This is a genomic window from Vibrio sp. 1562, assembly GCF_033340155.1.
Lineage (GTDB): Bacteria > Pseudomonadota > Gammaproteobacteria > Enterobacterales > Vibrionaceae > Vibrio > Vibrio alginolyticus.
This window is the reverse complement of sequence record NZ_JAWOVY010000015.1, coordinates 68,141-87,131: the sequence shown is the minus strand read 5'-3', so window position 1 is coordinate 87,131 and position 18,991 is coordinate 68,141. Positions and strand designations below refer to the sequence as shown.

Sequence of the window (18,991 nt, the reverse complement as noted above, 5' to 3'; positions counted from 1 at the left end):
TAAGCCTTTGAAATGACTGGCCTGTAAATTTTAGAGGCTTATCTAAATTGGTATAAAGTGAGAAACCATGATGAAAAAAACAACGACACTTCTCGGACTTTGCGCAATGCTTTCAGCGCCAGCTTTTGCTGCTCAACTCACTCTGCAATCTGAATTAGTTCCTCGCGTTCTCAACGGCGAGTTCGTCTACCCTGAGTGGATATCCAAGAACAACAGCATCGAGTTAAAGGATGGGGAAAACCAATTGGCGGTAACGGTTGGACAAATCGTATTTGAAGATGGAAAGCGCCGTAAATTCGATTCGCAGCCGCTGGTATTAGAGTTTGATGCAGAAAAAGACACCGAGCTTTCTCTGACTTATCAAACATTCCGTACTATTGAAGAGGCGAGAGCCTTCGAACTCGATCCTAAAGTGGTATTGAAAGACAAAAACGGAAAAGAAGTGGCATTCTCTATGGTTCAACTTCGTAAAGGTGGTTTGCAAGGTTTTCGTGATTACGAACGAGAAGTTGCCGACTATAATAACGCAATGAATAAAGAATCGACTAAGGCAAGCATTGCGTCTTCTCCAGCGGAAACCAAAACAATCAAAGCATCGTTTAATGAATTGAGCCGTGAAGAGCAGCAAGAATTTATGCAATGGGCAATGCGTAACCTGAAGTAATTTCGTCTCGTGCTTTAACAGTAAATAGCAGGGCTGTGCCTTTTTGGTTCTGCCCTGTTTTTATTTCTGTTGTCAAACCGATTGTAGAATTGACTTACGGTGGTAAAATGTCGCCACTTTTATCCTTGACATTACAACGAGAGATCTCTCGTTGCTCATTACCCCTAAGGAACTCAAATGACGGTTAAAACTCGTTTTGCTCCTAGCCCAACTGGCTATCTACACGTTGGTGGTGCGCGTACTGCACTTTACTCTTGGCTATACGCTAAAAACCAAGGTGGTGAATTCGTTCTACGTATCGAAGATACAGACCTTGAGCGTAACTCTCAGGAAGCGGTTGATGCAATTCTTGAAGGCATGGAATGGCTAGGCTTGGAGTGGGATGAAGGTCCTTACTACCAAACTCAACGTTTTGACCGTTACAACGAAATGGTTGATAAGCTTCTTGCTGAAGACAAAGCTTACAAATGTTACGCGTCTAAAGAGCTGCTAGATGAAATCCGTGCAGAGCAAGAAGCAAATAAAGAAATGCCTCGCTACGATGCTAACCATCCAAAAATCAAAGCAGCAAACGAAGCGGCAAAAGATGGCGATCCATGTGTTATCCGTTTCCGTAACCCGAAAGAAGGCAGCGTAGTATTTGATGATCAAATCCGTGGTCGCATTGAAATCCGCAACGATCAAATGGATGACCTAATCATTCGTCGTACAGACGGTTCACCTACTTACAACTTCTGTGTAGTAGTGGATGACTGGGACATGGGTATCACTCACGTTGTTCGTGGCGAAGACCACATCAACAACACGCCTCGTCAAATCAACATCTACGAAGCACTAGGTGCGCCAGTACCAACATTTGCACACTGTGCAATGATCCTGGGTGATGACGGCGCGAAACTGTCTAAACGTCACGGTGCTGTATCAGTCATGCAATACCGCGATATGGGCTACCTGCCTGCGGCACTAAACAACTACCTAGTGCGCCTTGGTTGGTCTCATGGTGACCAAGAAATCTTCTCTCAAGAAGAGATGATCAATCTATTTAGCCTAAACGCAGTATCTAAGTCAGCGTCTGCTTTTAACACTGACAAACTGCAATGGTTGAACAACCACTACATCAAGAACTCAGATCCTGCGTACGTTGCTGAGCATCTGCAATGGCATCTAGATCAACAAAAACTAGACGTAACGAATGGTCCTGCTATCACTGACGTGATCAAGCTAGTGGGTGAGCGTTGCAACACGCTAGTTGAGCTAGCTGAGCAAATCCGTTACTTCTATGAAGATTTCTCTGAGTTTGAAGCGGGCGCAGCGAAGAAACATCTACGTGGAGTGGCTAAAGAGCCTCTAGAACTTGCATTAGCGAAAGTGGAAGCACTAACTGAGTGGACGACAGCGAACATCAAAGATGGCGTTATCGCAGCAGTATGTGAAGAGTTGGAAATCGGCATGGGCAAAATCGGTATGCCATTACGTGTTGCTGTAACAGGCGGCGGTCAGTCTCCTTCTGTCGATGCAGTAATGGAGCTGGTTGGAAAAGAGCGTTGTATTGCTCGCATTAAGATGGCGCTTGAGTTCATTGCTGAGCGTGAAGCAAACGCATAATTGCTTTGAACTGAACGTTCTTTTGAATAAATAGTCACAAAGCCGCGGTGAGCAACCGCGGCTTTTTTGTATCTTCAATTTAGATAACGAGAAACTTTCTCTCATATTGGTGAATGAAGAGATGGTTTCACCTGTAATTTACCTCAATATGGATAAGATTTTTTAATCCAAATATCGTTGGCATGAATAAAAAACGAGCGATTATATATCAAATATCTGATTGATTTTTATCCATGTTCCTTAAAGTTCCATTTTGTTTGTCTCATTTTTAAGAAAAATCTTTGCTTTAGCTATGTTGTTCCAAAAAATAAAGCAAACGTTTGCGTAGTGATTGCGTGGGGATTTTTTTGCTTAAGATCACATGTTGTCGAGATTTTTGATGACAATAAATTGACAGAATTGGGATTTTTCTCGCGATTTCTTAGCGTTATAGTTCATCCCGTCAGCGATACCGAGATGGCGATATGTATCACTGAGCAGGAAATGTACGTAAGTTGCTTCCATAAAAAAAATGCATGTGCATAAAAAGAAGCTGACTAAGTATCTCACTCAAGGAATGAATAAAAAGAATTGAAATACAATGTCAGTCAGACGGCGCATTTCGGCATCTAACAAAAGAACTTCTTTAGAGGAATCAATAATGAAAAAATTAGCAGCGGTAATTTCAGCGTCTCTACTTATGGCTTCAGCAGCACAAGCAGAAGTATACGTTGGTGGTAAGATGGGTAAGTCATGGATGGAAGACGCGTGTGTAGCGGGCCAGGCTTGTGACAAAGACGATTCTACTCTTGGCGCTTTTGTTGGTTACGAAATGAATAAATACTTCGCAGTAGAAGCGGGTTTCGACAACATCGGTGATTTTAACCAAACTTCTTTCGGTGGCCACGTAGAAGCAATCACTCTTGCTCCTAAATTTAGCCTACCAATCACTGAAGACATCGCACTTTACGGTAAAGTGGGTGGCGCTTACGTAATGTTTGATGGCAAAGATGATTACTCTTACCTAGGCGCGGCTGGTCTTGAATTCAACCTAAGCCAAAACGTAACAGCTCGTGCGGAATACCAAACACTGACTGACATCAGCAACGATGTAACTCGTGCGACAGGTAACACTGCAACACTAGGTGTTTCTTTCAAATTCGGCGGCAACGATGAGCCAGTAATCGTAGAAGAGCCAGTTGTTGTTGAAGAAGTGGTTGTAGAAGAAGTGGTAGAAGAGCCAGTTGTAGTTACGAAAACATTCGAAACTCAAACAATTGGCACAGGTAGCTTCGATCTAAACAGCACAACTCTAAAACCAGAGAGCGCTGCAAAACTTGATAACCTAGTTGCTTTCCTAAACGAGCACCCACAAGCGAACGTTGAAGTTGTAGGTTACACAGATACGTCTGGTCCAGCAGCTTACAACCTAAAGGTTTCTGAAAAACGTGCTGAGTCTGTTGCTAACGCGCTCGTTGAAAAAGGTATTGATTCATCACGTATCCAAGCTCGTGGCGAAGGTGAAAACAACCCAATCGCTTCAAACGACACTCGTGAAGGTCGTCAACAAAACCGTCGCGTAGAAATCGTTGTTCCAGAATTTGAATACCAAGTTCAGCAATAAGCTCCTATTCGACCGTAGTATAGAAGACTGAAGCTGAAAGCCCCAAAGAGTTCGCTCTTTGGGGCTTTTTATTTCTCTTTAAAAACTGACTGAAATGTTCAAAGTGGCTAGGTATTACTTAAGATCAATGCTGTTTAAACGCCCCATAAATGTCAGGATCTCCAAGTTATCTTTATGTGCTTCTAACAACGCTTTTTTGGTTTGCATGTAGGCGGCAAGTTTGCCGTACTTACTAATAGAGCGAACCACCGTTTTATATTTATACTCACCGTCACCATTGAACTCTCGCCACTTGGCGATGTAACACGTATCTCGGTTGTCAGGGCTTTCAAGAGTAGGGTTAGGCTTGTGAACGATTTTAGGCTCAACGCTATGTGGAAGCCTGGTCATTAAGTAAGGGTCTTTCAAAAGACGTCGCCAGAATTTGCCCCACATTTGCCGGCCTAACTCGTTTCTCAGCTTAATGGCTTTTTGTAAGCCTTTCTTTTCTCCAATACGAACAAATCCTACCGAGCGGTGTAGTACCGTATCCTCGGGGGTATGTATATGTATCTTAAAGGCTGTCTTGCCTTTAGAAATAAAGCGGTGTCCAGTGTTAGTTATTAAATTGCTCTTAGACATAGTGCTAACTAATAATTTTATTAATAGCTAAAAGGGTAAGCAAAACTCATAGATAATTAAAGTAATAAAATACAAAACTGTAAATAGGGCTTGTTGAAATGATTTCAAGGGGAAGAAGTCAGATCAGTAGAAGGGTTTATCCCGTAACCGAAACACCCGATCCGATCATATTGATTACTGGGAAGATTATCTAACACGGTGTACTAGGGGGAGCAGTGCGAGGCTTGAAATTGAAGATACAAAAAAGCCTTAGCTCAAGTGGGAGCTAAGGCTATGATATGGCGCCCCCAGTAGGATTCGAACCTACGACCTGTCCCTTAGGAGGGGACTGCGCTATCCAGCTGTGCCATGGGGGCGTAATACCAATAGTTGCAGTTCATTGCACTGTTTTACTGAGTTCAAATCTAGCAATCTACCAGATCTGTATCAGCATCACGTTGAACGATTCGCTACGGTCATTGGTATAATCAAATAAGATGCGCTGCCTATGATATTCAAAAGTGAGCATATCTCAAGACTTAATGTTTGCTTTTATAGGATCTTGTTCATTACGTCGCCAATTTGAACGCTAGACGCTAAATTTGGCTGATCAATCGTCAGTTCCGCTTCGTGTTCGTATATGCGTGATACCGTTAATGTAATTTCGCTTTGCGAGACTTTGTTTCTTGGCAATCCATTTTGGTCGATAAACGACGCGGTGTGCCAAAGCTGTAATTTGTCTCCCTCTTTTACGCCGTGCATACGGCCGAGATCCATCGTTACGGTATTACCGAAGACTGCCACAACCTCTGGCAGTGTAATTTTGCAAGATAGCTCCGACTCCAGATCCAACATAATATTGCGACTAACGCGAAGCATCATCTCGCCATAGGTCGATGCCCAAAAACGTGCACTACGAGTGTCCACTTGACTCGTCTTAGCAAATGGCCAACGCGCGACCTCACGGTAGGCTTTGTTGAAGATTTCATGGCCAGTTTTACCATCAAATACTTTCATTTCTAACGCAAACTGACGATTGATGATGTCATCTTGCAATAGTTGAGATTCGACCGTTGCAGTGAGATCGGTAATGACCCCTCCAATGATGTATTGTGCGCCATTGTCTTGCGCGATCATTTGAGTGCGAGCAGGATAGTTGCTGCTTATTGAGTAGTCCGTTGTACCAACAGACACAAAGCTGCGTGAGGTTTGATCAAGTTGACGGTTCACTACGTGGCTAAAATCGTCACCAACTTGATAAATTTGTCCCATCACTGCTTGTTGTGGTGATGCGACCTCAATATTGCCGACCAGCATTGTCTTTTTGTATTGATCGGTGTGGCAACCCGTTGCCGATGGATAAATATCAACGCGGATTTTTACCTCGACTTTACCGCGACGTTTGCGTTCAGACTCGACCAAAATGTAACGGACTTCATGATTGGTAAACTGGTATTCGTTGCGGCTTTCTTCTAATAGCGGCATCAAGTTGCTAATACTGCCAATATCTGCGCCCGAAAAATTGACGGCTTTGAACAGCGCGTCTTCCAACGCATGGAGCCTTGCCGTCTCTTCTGAAGAAACGATGGTGGCAACGCCTGTGACTTCATACCAAGATGCCATGACCTTAAAAGGCACAAGCATCACTAAAGTGATTGAAAACAGACTGTTTAATATTTTTTTCATTGGTTACAACCGTTCGGGTATAAATATTGCTTTAACAAATTCAGTGAAGTTTGGTGGGTTTTTCTTCGTTAGGCAAACAAAGAAAAGCAAAGACTGTTCCAATATTCACTTTCTTGGAAAGGAATTAATAAAGAACGGTATCACCTAAGATTATCTGGAGAATCAAACCATGAAAAAGTGGCTTGTCGCCGCATCGATGATGACGCTTCTGACATCGTGCGCGTACTCACCGATTTACAATGGTAAAGAACCGTACTCGGGAAGCCAGTTCATGCTGATGGATAGTCCGCGTCATACGATGGACTTTTTCATTGAGAGCATGACAGAAGACCTGATGGTTTCTAATGTGGCAGTATCAGCGCGGACACCGATTGCGATTACCTCGTTTGTTGATCTACAAAATATGGATGCAACAAACTGGTTAGGTAACTCGGTCTCTGAAGGTTTTATCCATCAGTTTCAGCGCCGAGGGTTTAAAGTGGTTGATTTCAAAACTACGGGCTCTATTCAAGTGACGCAGCAGGGCGATTTTGCTTTAAGTCGTGATTGGCAAGATTTAGCTCAAGAGCAGCAAATTCAGTATGTACTGACCGGAACAATGCTGCGTCAAGAGGGTGGAGTGCTTGTCAATGCACGCGTGGTTGGCATGCAAAGCCGTGTAGTTGTAGCGACAGCGCAAGGTTTCCTTCCGGCTGACCGTATTGGGCGTGACTTAGATACGTTAAATAGCATCCGTACACAAGATGGTGTGTTGATTCGTTCTGACCCTACCATTCGTCAGCCGTACACTGTGATTCTCCGTCCATAGGATAGAAGCATGAAGAAGTTATTATTTATTGTTGCCACACTGATATTGGTGGGGTGTCAGCCATTACAACAGATGCGTCAAGATGAAATCTTAGTGGCGGTGGGTTACGCCAGCGTCAGTGAGCAGACAGGCCGCACAGTAGAAGAAAAGCGTGTACGAGCAATGCGCGCATCAAAAATTGATGCTTATCGTGAGCTAGCAGAGCAAGTTTATGGCATGCGTGTAAGTGGACGAGCAGAGCTGCAAGACCAGCGTTTGGGTATTGAAAGCACCACTGGTGCCGTCGATGGTGTAATTCGTGGTGCAGAAGTTGTGCGTAGTTATCTTGTTGAAGACAGTTATGTGACTGAGCTGCGTCTGGATATCCGTAAGATGGATAAGCTACGTGATTATGGAGAAGTTCAGCAGGTGCCTGAGAAGCGTCAGCAAACCTTGTTTTAAACCATTTCACTAGACAGATAATCTTTTTGAGCGGCTGATTGGTAACAATGAGTCGCTTTTTTATATCTACGTGAGCGCGGGAATTGAGGGTAAGAGTGACGTTTAAGCTTTTATATTGGTGCCAAGCGTCGAGATGGTGTGGGTTTTTCCGCCCGCATTGTAGGTCATGCCAACTTTGCCATGAGTTCGCTGAAGCATGTTGTTGAGTTTATTGAAGCTCAGCTGTGCGCGACTAAGCGATTCGCCATTTACTTGGTTAACTTGTTGACAGTCGAGGACGATCGATTGGATCTGAGCAACAACCTGACTTAGGTGCTCATCTTCAGTAAGTTGATTGACGTGCGGGTGAGAGGCGATTCGCTGATCAGTTGTTCTGAGCTGATCAATGAGCGTCATCTTCTGTTTGGCAATGTTCTCAATCTCGGTAGAGACACGCGCCGTTATTGCTTGTGTTTCTTGGCGTAAAACAGCGGAAAGTGCCTTAGCATTTTCTAGCTGGAAATTAACGAGATCGACTAATGCTGCCATAAAATACTTACCTTCGGCCTAAGTCAGTTAGCTTTTGCCTTGCAATTCGTTTTCAAACTTAATCATGTTGTCAGCCAATTTTTCAGGATCGACTTTGTATGAACCGTTTGTGATAGCTTCTTTGATTGCTGCAACTTTGGCGCTGTCATATGCCGGAGAAGCTGCCATATCCTTCTGGAGTTTACTGACGGCTTTACTTTGCTGGCTGAGTGATACTGCGTCTTGTTGCGCTGGCGCCTTTTTTGATTCTGTCGTGCTGGTAGCATTGGAATCGTTACGTGCAGGTGCGCGACTTGTTGTCGTCATCATTTGCCCTGAACGTATATTATCTATACCTGCCATGTTTAACCTTTGCCTTGTATCGTAATACTGGTATCCAGACTATCGACCAGCGCAAAAATAACTTTAGTCATTTTTTGCATTTTTATTGATCAGTTTAAACACGCTACCAGTGGGTATTAAAAATTAACAGTGATTTCCGCAATGTCAGTCACTATGCCTTCTATTATACGTTGTGACTTATCATTTTTCACTCTTACTTGATCGCCAGCTGAACCATCCTGCAATGCTGTGCCTTGCGTTGTGATCGTCATGCCAGAATTCACCGCTTTGATAATGACCTTTTCATTTCGGCATACCACACAAACATCATTTCTCTCTACGACATCGCCTAAACGAACATTACGCTTTAGCTTTGCCCCAACCACTTGATCGTAGCTAGAAAATCCATCTTTACGAAAGCGCTGTAGCTCGATCATGGAAGTGGTAACATCCGATGCGCTGACGATTTCTCCTCTCCCTAATGTTCGTGTCGCGACGATCATTGGTACTGATACCGAGATCCTCACAGGGACATAGACTTTCCAGTCATCCGGTTGGCATTCCACTAACACATTGATGTTACTTCTCGTGCTGCTGGTGGAAGAGGCAGATGTATCTAACGGAACAGGGCAATCCGTTGCTTTTATTCTCGAGTCGATCTCTGCCGCATTAACAGATAGCTCGCCACCATCAGGCTGATCAACCGTAGCAAGAATATGTTGTTCTGCTGCTGTTTTTATTTGCTCGATCTGATTATCTGAAGCTGAATGAACAAAAAAGCTAAACATACTGAGCAAAATGCCGATAGACTTAGCGTACTTTGTAATTAGCGCTCTACATATTGTCATAGTCAATGGTGTCGAAGTGAAAGTGAAATACGCCATACTGTCTCCCTGGTATCGTGCTTGCCAGTGGTAGAGTATCATTTAAAAACAAAAAGTTTGAGATGGAGATGAGCATATGACGGGGATTCTTGACTCGGTGAATCAGCGTACGCAACTCGTCGGTCAGAACCGATTGGAATTATTGACCTTTCGACTGATGGGCCGACAGCGCTACGGCATTAACGTATTCAAAGTGAAAGAAGTACTACAGTGCCCTAAGCTGACTTCAATGCCAAATCTACACCCTCTGGTTAAAGGTATCGCTCATATCCGCGGCCATACCGTGTCCGTTATTGATTTGAGCCTGGCAATTGGTGGCCGCCCAACCACTGATTTAGATAAATGTTTTGTTGTTATTGCAGAATTTAACCGTACGATCCAAGCATTTTTGGTATCATCGGTTGAGCGTATTATCAATATGCATTGGGAAGCGATTTTGCCACCGCCAGACGGCGCAGGTAAAGCGCACTACTTGACTGCCGTGACAAACATTGACAATGAGCTGGTTGAAATCCTTGACGTTGAAAAAATCCTGGCAGAAATTGCGCCAGTTGATGAAACGATGGATTCCGCTATTGGCGAAGAAATCGCACAAGCAGAACAAGAAAAGCCTATTGTACGCCGCATACTGATTGCTGATGACTCGACGGTCGCGCGTAAACAGGTAGAGCGTGCGATTACATCCATCGGTTTTGAGGTCGTATCTGTCAAAGACGGCAAAGAAGCGTACAATAAGTTGATTGAAATGGCTCAAGAAGGCAATATCTACGATCAAATTTCGTTGGTTATTTCCGATATTGAAATGCCAGAAATGGACGGCTATACCTTAACGGCTGAAATTCGCAGACATGCCGATTTGAAAGACCTTTATGTTATCCTCCATTCTTCATTAAGTGGTGTATTCAACCAAGCTATGGTTGAGCGTGTAGGTGCCAACACCTTCATTGCGAAATTTAACCCAGATGAGTTGGGTAACGCGGTTAAATCTGCATTAACACAATAAAAGAGACATTAATGACTGCTATTACAATCAGTGATCAAGAGTATCGTGACTTTAGCCGTTTTCTAGAATCGCAATGTGGCATCGTGTTAGGTGATAGCAAGCAATACCTCGTGCGTAGCCGACTGAGTCCTTTAGTGACGAAGTTTAAGCTCGCATCGTTATCAGATTTGCTACGTGATGTTGTTACAGGGCGTAATCGAGAATTACGAGTCGCCGCTGTGGATGCGATGACGACTAACGAAACCTTGTGGTTTCGAGATACTTATCCGTTCACGGTTTTAGCTGACAAATTATTGCCAGAAGTAGCGGCAAGCAAGCGCCCAATTAAGATCTGGTCTGCTGCCAGTTCATCGGGCCAAGAACCGTATTCTATTGCAATGACGATCCTGGAAACGCAACAGCGCAAGCCGGGCTTGTTACCAAACGTGTCCATTACAGCCACAGACATTTCGGCAAGTATGCTCGAGATGTGTCGTGCAGGGGTGTACGACAACTTGGCTTTGGGTCGCGGGCTTTCACCAGAACGTCGTCGCACCTTCTTTGAAAATGCGGACGGTGGTCGCATGAAAGTCAAAGATAACGTCAAGCGTTTGGTGAACTTTCGTCCACAAAACTTGATGGACAGTTACGCACTGATGGGTAAGTTCGACATCATTTTCTGTCGTAACGTATTGATTTACTTTTCTCCAGAAATGAAATCTAAAGTGCTTAACCAAATGGCGAGCAGTTTAAACCCTGGTGGTTACTTGCTGTTAGGGGCATCAGAGTCGCTAACTGGTCTGACTGATAAATTTGAAATGGTGCGCTGTAATCCGGGCATCATTTACAAGCTTAAATAGCGGTATCTCTTCATTGATAGAAAAGCCTGACTTCGTGTCAGGCTTTTTTGTTTGTTACTGTGCCGAGCGCTTCATGTATCACTCAATTAGTTGAAGCGCGTTTTTGCCTTGTGCCCTCAACACGGTGTATCTTTATTAAGTGAGCAAAGTGATACGACATGACATTCCAGTTACTTTGGCTCACTTATTGCTATTTCAATTCACGGTAACCACTAGGTTGGTGTAATGCTTTAGGTCTTGGCATGCTAATTGCTTTTTGGTTATCAATCACGGTCAGTTCTTAATTGTAGAGGCAAACATGGCTATATCTTTTGACAATGCACTAGGCATCCACCAGCACACGGTGGGCGTACGTGAGCGCAATGCAGAGGTGATTTCCACCAATATCGCACAAGCAAACACGCCTGGTTACAAAGCAAGAGGTTTAGACTTTGCGAAGGAATTGCAAGCGGCAACATCTGGGGCAAGCATTGGTCTTAGTCGCACAGATGGTCGGCATATTCCTGCCACTACGACGTTGGTTGGGGACAAGTTATATCGTCTTCCTACGCAACCAGATACGGGAGATGGCAACACGGTAGACTTGGATTTAGAGCGTAACTTGTTTATGCAAAACCAAATCAGACACCAAGCATCACTCGACTTTCTAGGCAGCAAATTCAAGAACTTAACCAAAGCAATCAAAGGGGAATAATTTAGATGAGCTTATTTAACGTTTTCAATGTGACAGGTTCCGCAATGAGCGCTGAATCCGTTCGTCTGAATACTACCTCAAGCAACTTGGCGAATGCCGACAGTGTCAGCAGCTCTGCGAAAGACACTTACAAAGCGCGTCATGCCGTGTTTGGTGCAGAGTTAAGTAACGCCATGCGTGGCGGTGATACGGTGCCAGTGAAAGTGATGGGTATTGTAGAAAGTGATAAACCGCTGAGTGCGGAGTACAACCCAGACCATCCCCTTGCAAACGAAGAAGGCTACATTTACAAGCCTAACGTCAATGTAATGGAAGAAATGGCAAACATGATTTCAGCTTCTCGTGCATACCAAACTAATGTACAGGTCGCTGATTCTAGTAAACAAATGCTGCTGCGTACGCTGCAGATGGGTCAATAAGGATAAGGGGGTAGCGTATGGCCGGAATTAACAACGTTGGTCAAAGCGGCTTGTCCTATATCGACCAGCTTAAAAGTCTACAAGAGAGTAACAAGAAAGCGGAAGAGAGCACGGGTAAGCAGGACCTAAAACAGGAAGACTTCTTATCATTGCTCACGAAGCAACTGTCTCAGCAAGACCCTTTTAAGCCGGTAAGTAATGACCAGATGATTGCGCAAATGGCTTCATTTGCGACCGTTGATGGCATTGGCAAGATGAACACTCAGTTTGAGAGTTTGAATTCGTCAATGACATCAAATCAAGCGTTACAAGCTTCCTCTTTGGTAGGGCGTGACGTATTGGTCCCAGGAGCAGCAGGTGTGAAGCAGGACGACGCACCAATGGCGGCAATGGTTAAGCTTTCACAATCTATCGATAATCTGTTTGTTCGTGTAGAGGATGAAGCTGGCCAACTGGTTCGTACCTTTGAGGTAGGGGCGAAACCAGCCGGCGACACGCGTGTGCTTTGGGACGGTAAAGATGAAAGCGGAAATCCACTGCCAGCTGGCAAATACAAAGTGAAAGCGTCTGGCTTAGTTGAGGGGGAGTCGCAAGAGTTCCCAGTATCGACGTATGCCAACGTAAACAGCGTATTGCTTGGCAAAGGTGACGGAAACGTATTACTCAATCTGGCTGGTTTTGAATCGCCAGTTCGACTTGCAGAAGTATTGGAAGTCGGCAAAGCGTAGTCATAGCTCGCTAGATTAGGAGATTTTGGAATGTCATATGTATCTTTAAGCGGTTTGTCCGCCGCCCAACTGGATTTGAACACCACCAGTAACAACATTGCGAACGCCAACACTTACGGCTTTAAAGAGTCCCGTGCTGAGTTTGCTGATGTCTACTCTAACTCTTTATTTACTAACGCAAAAACCACACCGGGTGGTGGTGCACAAGCAAGCCAAGTGGCACAGCAGTTCCATGAAGGCTCTAGCATTTACACCAACAACCCAATGGATTTGCGTGTTTCGGGGACAGGTTTTTTCGCTGTAGCGAAAGAGCGTCTAACTCCACAACAGAATGAACTGACACGTAATGGTGCATTTCACTTAAATAAAGAAAACTACATGGTGACCGCGAACGACGAGTTCTTATTAGGTTACCAAGTGGACCCAAGCTCTGGTGAGGTTTCTTCATACGAGCCACAACCCATCAATATTCCTGCTGAATTTGGTAAGCCAAAACAAACAGCAAACATTGAAGTGGGTGTGAACTTGCCAGCGAACGGCGATTTGAAAGATCCAACGCAGTTTGATTTTTCAGACCCAGATACATACAACCGTTCAACCTCTTCGACAATTTATGACTCGATGGGTCAGTCTTACAAGCTAACGACGTATTACTTGAAAGATCAGACTCAGCCAAATACATGGAACACTTACTACACCGTGACAGATAAAGAAGGTGAAAAGCCTTTAAATGTTGCGGCTGGTGATGCGCAAACGCCAACAGGTCATGTGGGGCATACCATGAAGTTCAACAACGATGGTACGTTGGCGAGCTTGAACAATGGTCAGCCAATCACTTCTGTGGCTCTGGGCGATCCGGCGACGAACACGACACCAGTCGATATGAATGGTGCCGATCCTGCGCAGACGCTTAACTTCGGCTTAGGCTCAGCAACACAGTTTGCGGCTCCGTTCGAACTGACTAAGTTTGACGAAGACGGTGCAACAACGGGCTTCCTAACCAAAGTTGACTTCGATGAAAACGGCAGCGTATTGGGAACTTACTCAAACGGTGAAAACGTTACATTGGGTCGTGTTGCTCTCGTACGTGTTCCAAATGAGCAAGGCCTGGATAAGAAAGGCGGCACTCAATGGGATTCAACGCAGTTCTCTGGTGACAAGATCTGGGGTGAATCAAATAAAGGCTCTTTCGGCACCATCAATAACGGTATGCTGGAACAGTCAAACATTGATATGACGCAGGAGTTGGTGGACCTGATCTCTGCTCAGCGTAACTTCCAAGCAAACTCACGTTCGCTAGAAGTACACAACCAACTACAACAGAATATCTTACAGATCCGCTAGAGCACTAGCTGGGTCATTCGATACTCTGCTTGAGTAAGCAATGGCGTGTGATTGCTTCTTAGTAATTACCGCTTTGTTCACTTTCATCATGACATTCATCTGATGCTTAGCCTGAATACACCTCACTCAGGCTAAGCATGCTTTGATCTACGATTTGCCGCTGTTGCCGCCGTCTGGATCAAAACCTTGCCTCTCGTTACAGTTTTCTGCCTCTATTGACCTCTTTTAATAGTTTGTTATTAATTCAAGGTATTGATTAATAAGTCTATTTTTATTTTGGCATAACTATTGCTTTTACTCCGTGTTCAGAGAGATTTTTGGAGTAATTTATGGATCGCGCACTGTTTCTCGCAATGAGTGGCGCCAAGCAAAATATGCAGGCACTACAATTGCGCGCTAATAACTTGGCTAACGTAAGCACGACCGGATTTCGGGCTGATTTAGCACAGGCTCGCTCAATGCAGGCTTATGGTGAAGGCCATCCTTCACGTGTATTCAGCATGACAGAGCGTCCAGGGCATAACTTTGCTCAAGGTAGCGTGATTACAACAGGGCGTGATCTGGATGTGACGATTGAAGGCCGCGGTTGGATATCGGTACTCGATCACACAGGGAAAGAAGGGTTGACTCGTAACGGCAACCTAAAAGTCGATCAAAATGGCATGCTTACCAACGCAAGTGGTCATTTGGTGCTGGGTGAAAACGATGCGCCGATTACTTTGCCTATTCCTCTCTCCAAAATTGAAATCGGTCGGGATGGCACCATCTCTGTGCTTCCTCAAGGTGCCCCGGCAGAAGAATTCCAAGCGGTTGATCGCATTAAGCTTGTTAAGCCTAATGACCAAAGCTTGTTTAAAGACACCAATGGCTTATTTCGCCATAAAACTCCAAACCAACCTTACGAAGCAGACGCGACTGTTAGCCTCCAGACGGGAGCGATAGAGGGCAGTAACGTGAATGCCGTAGGTGAAATGACCGCATTGATTGACTTACAACGTCAGTTTGAAATGCAAGTCAAGATGATGAGCACAGCTGAAGAAATGGATAAATCTTCAGATTCACTGCTTCGTATGAGTTAACAGAGTTAGAGGTTCACTATGCATCCAGCACTATGGGTAAGTAAAACAGGTTTAGACGCCCAACAAACCAACATTGCCACAATTTCGAACAACTTGGCGAATGCCTCTACTGTCGGCTACAAAAAGAGCCGTGCAGTATTCGAAGATTTGTTCTATCAGAACATCAACCAGCCTGGCGGCCAGTCATCTCAGAACACGGAACTGCCAAGTGGCTTGATGTTAGGTTCGGGTTCTAAAGTGGTTGCGACGCAAAAAGTGCACACGCACGGCAATGCACAGACAACGACTAACGCACTGGACATGATGGTGGAAGGCGACGGTTTTTTCCAAGTGACATTGCCGGACGGCAACATCGGTTATACCCGTAACGGTCAGTTCACGCTCAATGGTGAAGGCACGTTAGTCACGTCGGGTTCTGGCTACCCTGTAGAGCCTGAAATTGTGATTCCAGAAGATGCGATTTCTATTACTGTTGGTACGGATGGTGAAGTGTCGGTTCGCGTCCGAGGTCAGCAAGACAACCAAGTCGTTGGTCAGCTAACCATTACAGATTTTGTTAACCCGGGTGGCCTAGAGCCAATTGGTCAGAACCTTTACTTACCAACGGGTGCCAGTGGCGATCCACAAGAGGGTGTTCCTGGTTTGGACGGTTTGGGGGAAATTCGTCAATCCATGCTGGAAGCGTCCAACGTGAATGTAACGGAAGAGTTGGTCAACATGATCGAAGCCCAGCGCGTTTACGAAATGAACTCAAAAGTGATCTCGTCAGTCGATAAAATGATGAGCTTCGTTAACCAGCAATTGTAACGATTAAGAGCAAGATTTGAGGAGCTCACGATGAAACGTATTTGCCTACTCGCTTTGATTGCTACGATGTCGGGCTGTGCCATGTTGGAACCGATTGAAACGGATGAAGTGACACAAGCAACCACTGTGGTCGACGCAGTAGAAGGCGATAAATCGAAAGAAGAGAGCAGCGGTATTGTAGATACTTTACGTGGTAGAAGTGATCCGGTTGCTGGCGACCCTGCTTGGGCTCCAATTCATCCGAAAAACAAGCCTGAGCATTACGCTGCTGCAACAGGTTCGTTGTTTAGCGCCGAGCACATTACCGATCTCTACGACGATTCTAAACCACGTGGTATTGGCGACATTATTACCGTAACACTGGATGAGACAACCAGTGCGACGAAAAGCGCAAATGCCGATTTATCGAAAACCAATGAAGCGCAAATGGACCCGCTTCAAGTGGGCGGAGAAGAGCTGCAAATTGGCGGAAAATATAATTTCTCTTATGACTTAAACAACTCCAACTCATTTGCAGGTGACTCTTCTGCAAAGCAGAGCAACAGCATCAGTGGTTACATCACTGTTGAGGTGATCGAAGTACTGGCAAACGGCAACCTCGTGATCCGCGGTGAGAAGTGGATGACGCTAAATACGGGTGATGAGTACATACGTTTAAGTGGCACTATTCGTCCGGATGATATTAATTTCGACAACACCATTGCATCAAATCGCGTTTCTAACGCAAGAATTCAGTACTCTGGCACTGGTTTGCAACAAGATATGCAAGAGCCAGGCTTCTTGGCACGATTCTTTAATGTAGCGCTATAACACGCCGTGCTGACGGCAATTTGACTGCAAGAGATAAGTAAGCATGAAAAAACTCCTTTTAGTACTGATGAGCGTTGCTCTGTTTTCTACCGTAGCCCAAGCCGCACGTATCAAAGACGTCGCGCAAGTGGCAGGTGTACGAAGCAACCAACTCGTGGGTTATGGTTTGGTTTCAGGCTTACCTGGTACGGGTGAAGCGAACCCGTTTACAGAGCAAAGTTTCGCCGCCATGCTGCAAAACTTCGGCATTCAGATGCCGCCGGGCACAAAGCCAAAAATTAAAAACGTTGCCGCAGTCATGGTTACGGCAGAATTGCCGCCTTTCTCTAAACCGGGTCAGCAAGTGGACGTGACTGTCTCTTCCATCGGAAGTGCTAAAAGTTTGCGTGGTGGCACCTTGCTGCAAACGTTCCTCAAAGGTCTCGACGGTCAAGTTTACGCGGTTGCTCAAGGTAACTTAGTAGTGAGCGGCTTCAGTGCTGAAGGCGCTGACGGTTCTAAAATCGTAGGTAACAATCCAACCGTTGGTCTTATCTCTAGTGGTGCGACAGTAGAGCGAGAAATTCCAAACCCATTTGGTCGTGGTGATTACATCACGTTCAACTTGCTTGAGTCAGACTTCACAACGGCTCAACGTATGGCGGATGCTGTAAACAACTTCCTTGGCCCACAAATGGCGAGCGCTGTTGACGCGACATCAGTGCGCGTGCGTGCTCCTCGTGACGTCAGCCAGCGTGTTGCGTTCTTATCGGCAATCGAAAACCTAGAGTTCGACCCAGCAGATGGTGCAGCCAAAATCATCGTTAACTCACGAACGGGCACCATCGTAGTTGGTAAGCATGTGCGTCTTAAACCTGCAGCAGTAACGCATGGCGGCATGACGGTTGCGATCAAAGAAAACCTGAATGTTAGCCAACCTAACGGCTTTTCTGGTGGGCAAACCGTTGTCGTACCAGACTCGGATATCGAAGTCAGCGAAGAGCAGGGCAAGATGTTTAAGTTTGAGCCAGGCTTAACGTTGGATGATTTGGTCCGTGCAGTGAATCAAGTCGGCGCAGCGCCGTCGGATTTGATGGCTATCTTGCAAGCATTGAAACAAGCTGGTGCCATTGAAGGCCAGTTGATCATCATTTAATGGTTAGGAGGTAGGTATAATGAACAATCCTAACGACATTGGTTTTATTCATGACATCAGTTCGCTGGATACCTTGCGTCAAAAAGCAGTGAAGGAAGGTAAAGATGGCGAGCAAGAAGCACTGCGTGCAGCAGCTCGTCAGTTCGAATCTATTTTCACCTCCATGATGTTGAAATCCATGCGAGAAGCCAATGAGGGCTTTGAGTCCAACATGATGAACAGCCAAAACGAGAAGTTCTATCGACAAATGTTGGATGAACAGATGGCGAGTGAATTGAGTTCGTCTGGTTCAATGGGACTGGCCGATATGATTGTTAAGCAATTAACGGCTGGGCAAGGGAACGACAAAAAAGAAACGGCTATGCGTGATGCGGCAAACAATGCTGCGGAATATCGTCGTGTTGACCCGAAAAAAGCGCGCGAGATTGAACAGCGCTTGATTGAATCTGGTCAGCTATCTCGACCAAGCAATGAACCCACTCGATTCGATTCACCAGAATCCTTTGTTAACTCGATGAAGCCATACGCGGAGAAAGCTGCGAAAGCCTTAGGTGTCGAGCCATCTCTGCTACTTGCGCAAGCCGCTTTGGAAACGGGGTGGGGACAAAGGGTCGTGAAGAACGCGCGTGGCAGCAGCAACAACTTATTTAATATCAAAGCAGATCGAAGCTGGCAGGGTGACAAAGTGACGACTCAAACTTTAGAGTTCCACGATAACACGCCAGTGAAAGAGACGGCAGCGTTTCGCTCCTACTCAAGTTACGAAGACAGCTTTAATGACTTTGTACGATTTTTGAATGACAACCCACGTTACGAGACAGCATTGCAGAAACGCGGGAATTCAGAGTTGTTTATTCGCGGTATCCACAGTGCGGGTTACGCGACCGATCCGAATTACGCAGATAAAGTCCTGCAGGTGAAGGATAAAATCGAAAGTATGTAATGTCTCTGCGACAATTTATGACGTTCTCGAAGGCTTGCCATAGTGCAAGC

The 18,991-nt window shown here is 45.3% G+C and carries 21 protein-coding genes and 1 tRNA gene; 16 read left to right on the top strand and 6 right to left on the bottom strand.

What is annotated here, in order from left to right; translation table 11 throughout:
- The first annotated feature begins 67 nt into the window (after positions 1-67).
- The 3 genes from R7Z49_RS16000 (at position 68) to R7Z49_RS15990 (ending at position 3,872) form a co-directional block, all read left to right on the top strand.
- Entirely contained in the window at positions 68-664 is a 597-nt protein-coding gene (locus tag R7Z49_RS16000) for a DUF2057 domain-containing protein (RefSeq protein WP_005382008.1), read from the top strand.
- Positions 665-841: 177 nt separating this feature from the next.
- On the top strand, positions 842-2,269 hold the full coding sequence (gltX, locus tag R7Z49_RS15995; RefSeq protein WP_005384075.1) for a glutamate--tRNA ligase: 1,428 nt from the start codon (positions 842-844) through the stop codon (positions 2,267-2,269).
- A 640-nt stretch (positions 2,270-2,909) separates the two neighbouring features.
- A complete protein-coding gene (locus R7Z49_RS15990; RefSeq protein ID WP_006743033.1) occupies positions 2,910-3,872 on the top strand; it encodes an OmpA family protein in 963 nt (320 codons plus the stop codon).
- 114 nt (positions 3,873-3,986) lie between these two features.
- On the opposite strand, the gene R7Z49_RS15985 is transcribed toward R7Z49_RS15990, so the two are convergent.
- The 3 genes from R7Z49_RS15985 to R7Z49_RS15975 form a co-directional block, all read right to left on the bottom strand.
- Positions 3,987-4,493, bottom strand: coding sequence for a Fe3+-citrate ABC transporter substrate-binding protein (locus R7Z49_RS15985; RefSeq protein WP_318111823.1), 507 nt, complete (start codon positions 4,491-4,493; stop codon positions 3,987-3,989).
- A 279-nt stretch (positions 4,494-4,772) separates the two neighbouring features.
- Positions 4,773-4,849 (bottom strand) — tRNA-Arg (locus R7Z49_RS15980).
- A gap of 175 nt (positions 4,850-5,024) precedes the next feature.
- Positions 5,025-6,158, bottom strand: a complete 1,134-nt coding sequence (locus R7Z49_RS15975) for a flagellar assembly protein FlgT (protein ID WP_005382012.1) — start codon at positions 6,156-6,158, stop codon at positions 5,025-5,027.
- Between the two features lie 169 nt (positions 6,159-6,327).
- Here R7Z49_RS15975 and R7Z49_RS15970 point away from each other — a divergent pair, with 169 nt between their 5' ends.
- Positions 6,328-6,966, top strand: coding sequence for a FlgO family outer membrane protein (locus R7Z49_RS15970; protein ID WP_005382013.1), 639 nt, complete (start codon positions 6,328-6,330; stop codon positions 6,964-6,966).
- A 9-nt stretch (positions 6,967-6,975) separates the two neighbouring features.
- Positions 6,976-7,407 carry a flagellar assembly lipoprotein FlgP gene (flgP, locus tag R7Z49_RS15965; RefSeq protein ID WP_005382014.1) on the top strand — a complete coding sequence of 144 codons (432 nt, stop codon included), beginning with the start codon at positions 6,976-6,978 and terminating at the stop codon, positions 7,405-7,407.
- A gap of 102 nt (positions 7,408-7,509) precedes the next feature.
- Here the strand turns inward: flgP and R7Z49_RS15960 are convergent, their stop codons facing one another.
- The 3 genes from R7Z49_RS15960 to flgA form a co-directional block, all read right to left on the bottom strand.
- A complete protein-coding gene (locus R7Z49_RS15960; RefSeq protein ID WP_005382015.1) occupies positions 7,510-7,935 on the bottom strand; it encodes a flagella synthesis protein FlgN in 426 nt (141 codons plus the stop codon).
- Positions 7,936-7,962: 27 nt separating this feature from the next.
- Complete coding sequence (gene flgM / locus R7Z49_RS15955) at positions 7,963-8,277, bottom strand: flagellar biosynthesis anti-sigma factor FlgM (protein ID WP_005382018.1); 315 nt, start codon at positions 8,275-8,277, stop codon at positions 7,963-7,965.
- Between the two features lie 116 nt (positions 8,278-8,393).
- Positions 8,394-9,140 (bottom strand): flagellar basal body P-ring formation chaperone FlgA, encoded by a 747-nt coding sequence (gene flgA, locus R7Z49_RS15950; RefSeq protein WP_005382020.1) that lies wholly within the window; start codon positions 9,138-9,140, stop codon positions 8,394-8,396.
- A 76-nt stretch (positions 9,141-9,216) separates the two neighbouring features.
- On the opposite strand from flgA, the gene R7Z49_RS15945 reads away from it, so the two are divergent.
- The 11 genes from R7Z49_RS15945 (at position 9,217) to flgJ (ending at position 18,941) form a co-directional block, all read left to right on the top strand.
- Complete coding sequence (locus tag R7Z49_RS15945) at positions 9,217-10,143, top strand: chemotaxis protein CheV (RefSeq protein ID WP_005382022.1); 927 nt, start codon at positions 9,217-9,219, stop codon at positions 10,141-10,143.
- 11 nt (positions 10,144-10,154) lie between these two features.
- A complete protein-coding gene (locus tag R7Z49_RS15940) occupies positions 10,155-10,982 on the top strand; it encodes a CheR family methyltransferase (protein ID WP_005382024.1) in 828 nt (275 codons plus the stop codon).
- 298 nt (positions 10,983-11,280) lie between these two features.
- Positions 11,281-11,676, top strand: coding sequence for a flagellar basal body rod protein FlgB (gene flgB, locus R7Z49_RS15935; protein ID WP_005382026.1), 396 nt, complete (start codon positions 11,281-11,283; stop codon positions 11,674-11,676).
- Between the two features lie 5 nt (positions 11,677-11,681).
- Entirely contained in the window at positions 11,682-12,095 is a 414-nt protein-coding gene (gene flgC / locus R7Z49_RS15930) for a flagellar basal body rod protein FlgC (RefSeq protein WP_005393132.1), read from the top strand.
- Between the two features lie 17 nt (positions 12,096-12,112).
- A complete protein-coding gene (gene flgD / locus R7Z49_RS15925; protein ID WP_005382029.1) occupies positions 12,113-12,823 on the top strand; it encodes a flagellar hook assembly protein FlgD in 711 nt (236 codons plus the stop codon).
- A 30-nt stretch (positions 12,824-12,853) separates the two neighbouring features.
- Complete coding sequence (flgE, locus tag R7Z49_RS15920; RefSeq protein WP_005382030.1) at positions 12,854-14,167, top strand: flagellar hook protein FlgE; 1,314 nt, start codon at positions 12,854-12,856, stop codon at positions 14,165-14,167.
- Positions 14,168-14,496: 329 nt separating this feature from the next.
- Positions 14,497-15,246, top strand: coding sequence for a flagellar basal-body rod protein FlgF (flgF, locus tag R7Z49_RS15915; protein WP_258489529.1), 750 nt, complete (start codon positions 14,497-14,499; stop codon positions 15,244-15,246).
- A gap of 18 nt (positions 15,247-15,264) precedes the next feature.
- Positions 15,265-16,053, top strand: a complete 789-nt coding sequence (gene flgG / locus R7Z49_RS15910) for a flagellar basal-body rod protein FlgG (RefSeq protein ID WP_213903853.1) — start codon at positions 15,265-15,267, stop codon at positions 16,051-16,053.
- Between the two features lie 30 nt (positions 16,054-16,083).
- Positions 16,084-16,863 (top strand): flagellar basal body L-ring protein FlgH, encoded by a 780-nt coding sequence (flgH, locus tag R7Z49_RS15905; RefSeq protein WP_005382033.1) that lies wholly within the window; start codon positions 16,084-16,086, stop codon positions 16,861-16,863.
- 43 nt (positions 16,864-16,906) lie between these two features.
- The gene (locus R7Z49_RS15900) at positions 16,907-17,998 is read left to right on the top strand and encodes a flagellar basal body P-ring protein FlgI (RefSeq protein ID WP_005393118.1); all 1,092 of its coding nucleotides are present in this window, start codon (positions 16,907-16,909) and stop codon (positions 17,996-17,998) included.
- Positions 17,999-18,014: 16 nt separating this feature from the next.
- The gene (gene flgJ / locus R7Z49_RS15895) at positions 18,015-18,941 is read left to right on the top strand and encodes a flagellar assembly peptidoglycan hydrolase FlgJ (protein WP_182016997.1); all 927 of its coding nucleotides are present in this window, start codon (positions 18,015-18,017) and stop codon (positions 18,939-18,941) included.
- The last annotated feature ends 50 nt before the right edge of the window (positions 18,942-18,991 follow it).